Below are 6,335 nucleotides of genomic sequence, written 5' to 3' on the forward strand. Positions count from 1 at the left end.
CTTTGGCATCTAGGCCCCCGCCAGCATGGCAGCCGCGGACGCGCTGCGCTCGACGAGAGCGGAGTCGAGGGGGGCGAAGGGAATGCCCAGTCGCCCCCCGGACAGCATCCAGGCCATCGACCGCGCGCACGCCGAGGGTGACGTGACGCGGGCGGCCCACTCCTGCGACAGCCGCTCGCGAGCCCAGTTCATGGCGCTCGGCTCCACCGAGGTCTCTCGAAGCTCGTGCAGTCGCCGTTCGAGCGCACCGAAGTCGGCGTCAGCGGGGACGGAAACGGTGACGGTCGTCGGGGCGTTCTCACTGAACCACTCGTCGAAGAGGCCGTAGCGTATGTCCGCGACCGCTTGACCGTGCACCGCGGTCACCTCTCTCGCCACCAGCTTGGCTGCGATCAATGCGGCGCTCTGCCCGGCCAGGTCGTTGGTGTCCACCGGAAGGACGATTTCGTCGCGAACTGTCCGGGGGTCGGTGTCGGGGCGCGGAACGTCGCGGGCGTCAGGCAGCGACCTGGCACCGAGCACCGATTCCATGTCCTCGGGAGCAACCAGTGCGGGATCGGCGACCACTGCGGCACTGCACCGCTCAAGACGCACGTTCTGCACGGCGAACGCCTTCCATGCCTCGTGGTGGACCGCCGGCCCCGCGAGCGCCGGGGCGACGACGGGGTCGTGGTCCACGCCGATCCCACCGCCGGGCGCGGGGATACACCAACGCCAGCGATCCGACCGGGGAGCGAGCCCGGTCTTCTCCAGCACTTCGTTGTGGATGATCTCCGCTTGCTGAAGGGCGGCATCGGCCGGACGGCGAAGGTCGGTGAGGTGGGCGACCATGGTCTCGGCGGCGCGCAGCAGGTGTCTTTGTGGTCCGCTGACGGTGACAGTGAGATGGTCCCGTCTGGTCTGCGCCTCCAGCAGGCAACCCTGTTCCTCGAATTGGGCGTACGGGTGGGCGGCCCCGTCCCTCGGTGCCATGAGCAAGTGTTCGGTGAAGTGGGCGAGGCCGGGACGGTCGGCGCCTTCCGCCACGAAGCCGGCGGGAAACGTCAGCGCGAACGCGCCGACGCTGCCGTCGTGGTCGTACCACCCCAGCCCCGGAGCCGCCTCTCGCATCCGGTGCATCTCAACGCTCCGACAGGCTGATCAGGCCCCGCTGTGCGAGTTCACGGACCACGTCGAATGGCTTGCTCACACCGCTGACAGAGAGCAGGTCCTCCACCGCCATCTCGTCGGTCGCGCTGAGACAGGCCAGGACCTGCGCGTGTTCGTCCGCCCCGTCCGGCAGGATGTTCACGAAGGAGCGCCGGGCGAAGAGCGTGGTGGTCCCGCTCGGTTCGGCCTCGCGGACGGCGTAGGGAAGGTTCACGTACGACGGTGCCACTCCCCTGCTCAGTCCTTCTTCGAGGAAGGTGCTCACGTCGGTGTCACTGATCTTGTGCGTCCGCTCGGCAAGTGCCGTGGCCGTGGCTCCGGGATCGCCCTCATCGATGGCTGCCAGCAGACCGGTGTCCTGTGAATGGGAGATCGTCCACGACAGCAGCTCCTGCACATTGGGCCGCGGTATGGCGAAGGTGATGTGCAGGGCCCCTTCAGCGCCGGTGGCCACGTCGTGGCTGGTGCCCTCCGGCAGGTACAGCACGTCGCCCGCGACCATGGTCAGTTGTGAGGTGTCGGCCCCGGTCCCCAAGGTCCAGTGCTTCTTCCCACGGCCCTGGACCACGAAGACGTCATGGGTGTCCTTGTGCGCGCCGAATCCGGGCGCTCCACGCAGCGACGCGTAGAGATTGGCCTGGACCCGTGTCGTGAAGATGCCGGCCAGAGCGCGGGCCACCTGATCGGCCCAGGGATTGATCAGGTCCAGCTGGTCGATCACAAGGGTCCCGCCGGTCGCGAGGGCCCGGTGCACTGCCTCGGGGACGATCCGGAGGAAGGTGCGTGAGCCACCCGCGACCGACCTGTGGAACAGCTCGTCGACGGACACGTCACCGCCGACGAGCCGCACTTGATCCGGACCGAGATTGCCGTACCGCAAGGACGTGTTCAGGTCGTTCCACGAATAGGTGTGATGGGACTGCAGGGCGGCGCTCCGGTGAAGCCACCTACGCCCCTTCGCCTCGGACAGCTCTGCTTTGCCAACGCCAAGAACGGGCTCGACGTTGTCGTCCGTTACGAGCATCTCAGCGCTCCTCCTCTATGAGGCTGAAGGCGATGGCCGCCACCGGCACCTCCGATTCGGGGGTGCAGAAAAGGAGCTGGCCCAGCGGAACGTCCGCGAACCCGCCGAGGACGCAGGACCCGATCGACGCGGCGCCGGCCACGAGGGAGACCGTCTGGGAGGCGGCACCGGTCTCGATCAACCCGTAGCGGTACCCGCGGTCGCCGTACTTCGTCTCGAGCCTGTCCATCGACAGGGTGATGACCAGGAGCGCGCAGGTCTTGGTCACCCACCCGTCGCCGAAGACGAAACGCAGCATGGGCTCGGTCGCGGCGGGACGCAGTCGATGCAGCTCATGGCGAGCCGTGCCGTAGCTGTAGACGCCCGGCGGAAGGCCTTCGACGGTTCGCGCGATGACGTAGAACTCGCAGCCGAGGCGCCCGCCGGCGGACGGGTACGGCCGGTGCCAGCTGCCGGGAGCGTATTCCTCCGGAGGATCGGAGTGTGTCGTGTACCAGAGCACCTGGGAGAGAGCGGCGAGAGACATCTGATCGAGAGCAGTACGACTGCTGGCCCGACGGGCCAGCCATTCACGGCCGAGGCCGGAAGGCGGAGCCTCCGGCACCTGGAGTTGCACCCTCTCAAGGCGGGGGAAACTCTTCTCGTTGTACGTGAACCACTCATCGGGCCACTGGTCGACGGGAAGCATTGCCCAGTCGGAGAGCATCGCCGCGTCGGCGTAGGTTGTCCGGTGAAAATCGAGTGCCGAGACAGCCGCACCCTTGTTCGCGCTCATATTCACTTCCCGTCAGGCATAGGGGTGCGGTTCGGAGGAGATCAAGCTCGCGTCCGGATCGCCGAGGATCCGCTTCTCGCCCTCGGCGAAGAACAGAGGTTGAAGCCGCGGGTGGACAACCTTCACAACCGAAATTCCGGCCTCGGCGAACAGCGGTGTGGTGATGTCCGCCACGTATCCCTCGTCCAGGAAGCCGTTTGTGTACGTACCTTCGAGCGGCATGGAGCTGCCGAAGAGGTAATCAAGTCTCTCGATGGTTTGTGGCTGACCCCAGTAGACGACACGGTCCTCGATCGTCTCCAGCTCCCTCGCATCCACGGCTGCGACGTTCGTCAGAAAGTCCCGAGCCTGTCTGCGCGCGTACAGTGCCTCACTCATCGCACCGCCTACGGCTTCCTCGAGTGAGACTCCGCAGGCGCTGCCGGTGGTGAGCGCCGGAAACCTGCCGGACGGGTCGACCACACAGCAGACGACCACGGGGAAGGGAGTCTCGACCAGGCATGCCACCCGTATCCCCAGCCCCAGCGCGGTTGCCTCCATCGCCATGGCCATGGGCCCTGGCTCAAGGGCCAGGTCGCGCCAGTCCAATTCCCTGCCACTCAGCCGCAAGTAGTGGGAAAGCATGATGGCGTGACGTTCGAACGCCTCTCGCGTCGCGCGCACCACCGCATCTTCGACAGAGAAGCCGGCGGCGGCTCCGTTACTGCTCGGGTCCCAGAGCATCGCGCGTTCATCGGTCTCCCTGAACGGGCAGTACACGAGTTGCGCCGGAATCATGACGGGCGTCGATGACGGTGAGCCGATCTTGGTGGCCTCGCACCAGTGGAGGGGCATCCGCCATACCGGAGAATCCCGCCAAGGTGTCGGAAACGCCTCAGCAGCGAGGCAGTTGTCGAACTCCGATACTGAGCCGTACCGGAGTGCCTCTTTGGGTATCGTGCTGAGGCAGATGCGCTCAGCTGCCTCCATCAGGGCTTTCAGTCGAGCCAGTTCCCCTCGACCTCGCCCTCCGGTGGCTCGCGGATTGTGGGCCGAACCCAGCGGCAGGTGCGCATTGGGCGGCAATTGCGCCACCCAGCCCTGTCCCCGAGGCTCGTCGTTGTAGAAGTCGTCAAGGGGCTGGAGAGTCGATACCTGGCCGCTCTGTTCGAGTAGAAGATCTTCCAGCTGACGTATGCGGTGCGGCTGCGGTCCATGGATCCTGTTCATCCCAGCGACTCTGTTCATCCCAGCGCCCCCTGGAAGGCGAACTCGAGCAACGACGAGCACACCTCGCAGCCGTCGACCTGGCCGATCCTCGTGGTGCCCACTGTCCCCGTGGCGTGATCGATCCGGATCAAGCCGCCCAGGGTCATGGGCAGGGTGTTCTCGGCACGCACAACTCTGTCGATCTCCTGAGCCACAGTGACGGAGATCAGCTTCACGGTGAGCGCCGAGACATCGGGTGCACCTGCCTGCTCGTCCGCCACGGCAAGTGGTGTCGTCGAGTCGAGGCAACCGCGGTAGTCGGCGCACTGGATGCAGGCGGCGTAGCCGGGATTGGTGAGCGGTCCCACTGATGTGTGCTGCGCGCCGATGACGACGGGAAGGTGAAGGCCGCCGCGTCGAGCCCAGTCGAGGGCTCGGGGAAGAAGGTTGTCGATTTCGCCGGCGCCCACGACATCCACGCACAGGGTCTGCGCCGCGGTTTCGCCCTCGTATGCCGAGTTGTGTTCACCGTCGATGGACGGCAGCGCTTTCAACTCCGTGACAACGGATGTGTACGCCCGGGTCGTGAGAACGCGGACACCGGACACTGCGACCGGGGGGAAAGTCACTGGAGCCCTCCGGCGGTCACGGGCGATCCACCCGGCTGCTCGCCGCACACATCGAGGAGACGGCGCAACAGTCTCCGTGGATCATTCGCAGCCGCCAACTGTCGCCATTCCCCACTGAGATGTCCGCTCACGATTTCGGCCTTCCGTTGCAGTGCCGGGTAAGTGCTTCCTCGGCCGGTCTCTTTATGGATCGTTTCAGTGCTGGCCGTCACGACTCCGTCACTGATCACCGCTGTCACCGCCGCCGCTGTCCGATCAGACACTTCATGCAGCGTGATCAGCCTTGCGGCCCGTTCCACGACGTCGGTCGGCAGTTCTGCCAAGGGAGTCCAGGCGTCCCTTCCCAGCACCCAGCAGATGGCGATGTTGTGCACAAGATCGAACGGGTCCAGCCAGGTCACACCGGCCGAACCACGATGTGCGGCGAGGGCATACCGAGGGACGTGCACGTGCAGCTGCCGCAATGCGCCGGCAGGAACTCTTCTCCGGAGGTCTGCGACAGCAGCCAAGGTTTCGAAGAAGTACGCGCAGCACGGCGCGGACTTCAAAGTGGTGGCCCCTGAACGGGAGAGCCATTGTTCCGACTCTTTTGACTGCGTATTCATCGGTACACCCATGGCAGAAAACGGTTGCCACCATTCGTCGGCAGCGCGTCGATCGATATTGGAGTGCAGACCACCTTCCACGACGACTCCGTGCGCCTGTCTCATGGCCTGACGCATCTGGTACATACGCCCGTCACTGCCCAGGAGTTGATAGTCGGACCTGTATGTCGAGAGGTAGAGACGCAGACACCATCTGATCCGGTCCACCGGCAATTCGCTTCTGCGGGCCAGCGCGTACACAGCACTCAGCCCTCCGATAATCGGCGTGACATGAAATGCGTGGGCACGCACTTGGTCCTTGACCGCCTGTCCGAGACGTACACCAAATTCGGTGGCGACTGCTTGAATGCGCAGCATCTCGTCCACGGGGACACCCGGCCGGAGAAACAGAGATGGGGTCAGGAAAGCCGCCAGGTGCCCTCCCGCCAAATAGTGAACCGAGTCGAAATCGGAGGCGATGCCCGCGACGAGATTCGCCGAGGCCGCGCGTTCGGCCGTGGCAGTCTTTCCGGTCCACCAGATCGGGGCCCCCGAGGTGTCCTCGGCATCCGTGCCGTCGCCGGCACGCCGGCCGCCCTCACTCGCCTGCAACCGGCTGATCAGCGCGCAGAGCAGGAAGTCGGCGGAAGCGGCTGCCGAGTCCTCGACCAGCGCCTCGGGGACGTCGAGGCTCCCTGACACGCCGTCCATCCAGTCGTTGAGCGCCTCGCCGAAGTTCTTACCATCGGGCCACACAGCATCCTCGCGATCGGTGGTGCGACTGCCGTAGGCGAATTCCTGCCGCCAGGGACGCGTGTGGTTTCGATTCCGGGGATACCGGAATCGAAACCACACGCACTGAATTCTGCCTGGCCAGGCTATTCAGACGGCACACTTACCGGAACCGAGGGAAAGACCCCAGGATTTCCGGCATGCTCGGCAACTCAGGGCGAACCTACCGCCCGTTGTCACTGGACGCCGGGACC

Annotated in this window: 6 protein-coding genes; all 6 read right to left on the reverse strand. The window is 65.5% G+C overall.

What is annotated here, in order from left to right:
* Nucleotides 1-9: 9 nt before the first annotated feature.
* Nucleotides 10-1,119, reverse strand: coding sequence for an insulinase family protein (locus tag BZL64_RS18120; protein WP_086770232.1), 1,110 nt, complete (start codon nucleotides 1,117-1,119; stop codon nucleotides 10-12).
* Nucleotide 1,120: 1 nt separating this feature from the next.
* Nucleotides 1,121-2,173 (reverse strand): JmjC domain-containing protein, encoded by a 1,053-nt coding sequence (locus BZL64_RS18125; protein WP_086770233.1) that lies wholly within the window; start codon nucleotides 2,171-2,173, stop codon nucleotides 1,121-1,123.
* Nucleotide 2,174: 1 nt separating this feature from the next.
* The gene (locus tag BZL64_RS18130; protein WP_086770234.1) at nucleotides 2,175-2,948 is read right to left on the reverse strand and encodes a SagB/ThcOx family dehydrogenase; all 774 of its coding nucleotides are present in this window, start codon (nucleotides 2,946-2,948) and stop codon (nucleotides 2,175-2,177) included.
* A gap of 12 nt (nucleotides 2,949-2,960) precedes the next feature.
* Nucleotides 2,961-4,157 carry a YcaO-like family protein gene (locus BZL64_RS18135; RefSeq protein ID WP_158101540.1) on the reverse strand — a complete coding sequence of 399 codons (1,197 nt, stop codon included), beginning with the start codon at nucleotides 4,155-4,157 and terminating at the stop codon, nucleotides 2,961-2,963.
* Between the two features lie 14 nt (nucleotides 4,158-4,171).
* Complete coding sequence (locus BZL64_RS18140) at nucleotides 4,172-4,690, reverse strand: TOMM precursor leader peptide-binding protein (RefSeq protein WP_158101541.1); 519 nt, start codon at nucleotides 4,688-4,690, stop codon at nucleotides 4,172-4,174.
* Between the two features lie 71 nt (nucleotides 4,691-4,761).
* Entirely contained in the window at nucleotides 4,762-6,204 is a 1,443-nt protein-coding gene (locus BZL64_RS18145; RefSeq protein WP_143663194.1) for an MmgE/PrpD family protein, read from the reverse strand.
* Between the last annotated feature and the right edge of the window lie 131 nt (nucleotides 6,205-6,335).

Origin of the sequence: Streptomyces bobili, from assembly GCF_002154575.1 — a bacterium.
In the GTDB taxonomy this organism is placed as follows: domain Bacteria; phylum Actinomycetota; class Actinomycetes; order Streptomycetales; family Streptomycetaceae; genus Streptomyces; species Streptomyces bobili.

Excerpts from the sequence above, each read along its gene's own strand:
- BZL64_RS18120 (WP_086770232.1), bottom strand. The coding sequence starts at position 1,119 with ATGCACCGGATGCGAGAGGCGGCTCCGGGGCTGGGGTGGTACGACCAC.
- BZL64_RS18125 (WP_086770233.1), bottom strand. The coding sequence starts at position 2,173 with ATGCTCGTAACGGACGACAACGTCGAGCCCGTTCTTGGCGTTGGCAAA.
- BZL64_RS18130 (WP_086770234.1), bottom strand. The coding sequence starts at position 2,948 with ATGAGCGCGAACAAGGGTGCGGCTGTCTCGGCACTCGATTTTCACCGG.
- BZL64_RS18135 (WP_158101540.1), bottom strand. The coding sequence starts at position 4,157 with ATGAACAGGATCCATGGACCGCAGCCGCACCGCATACGTCAGCTGGAA.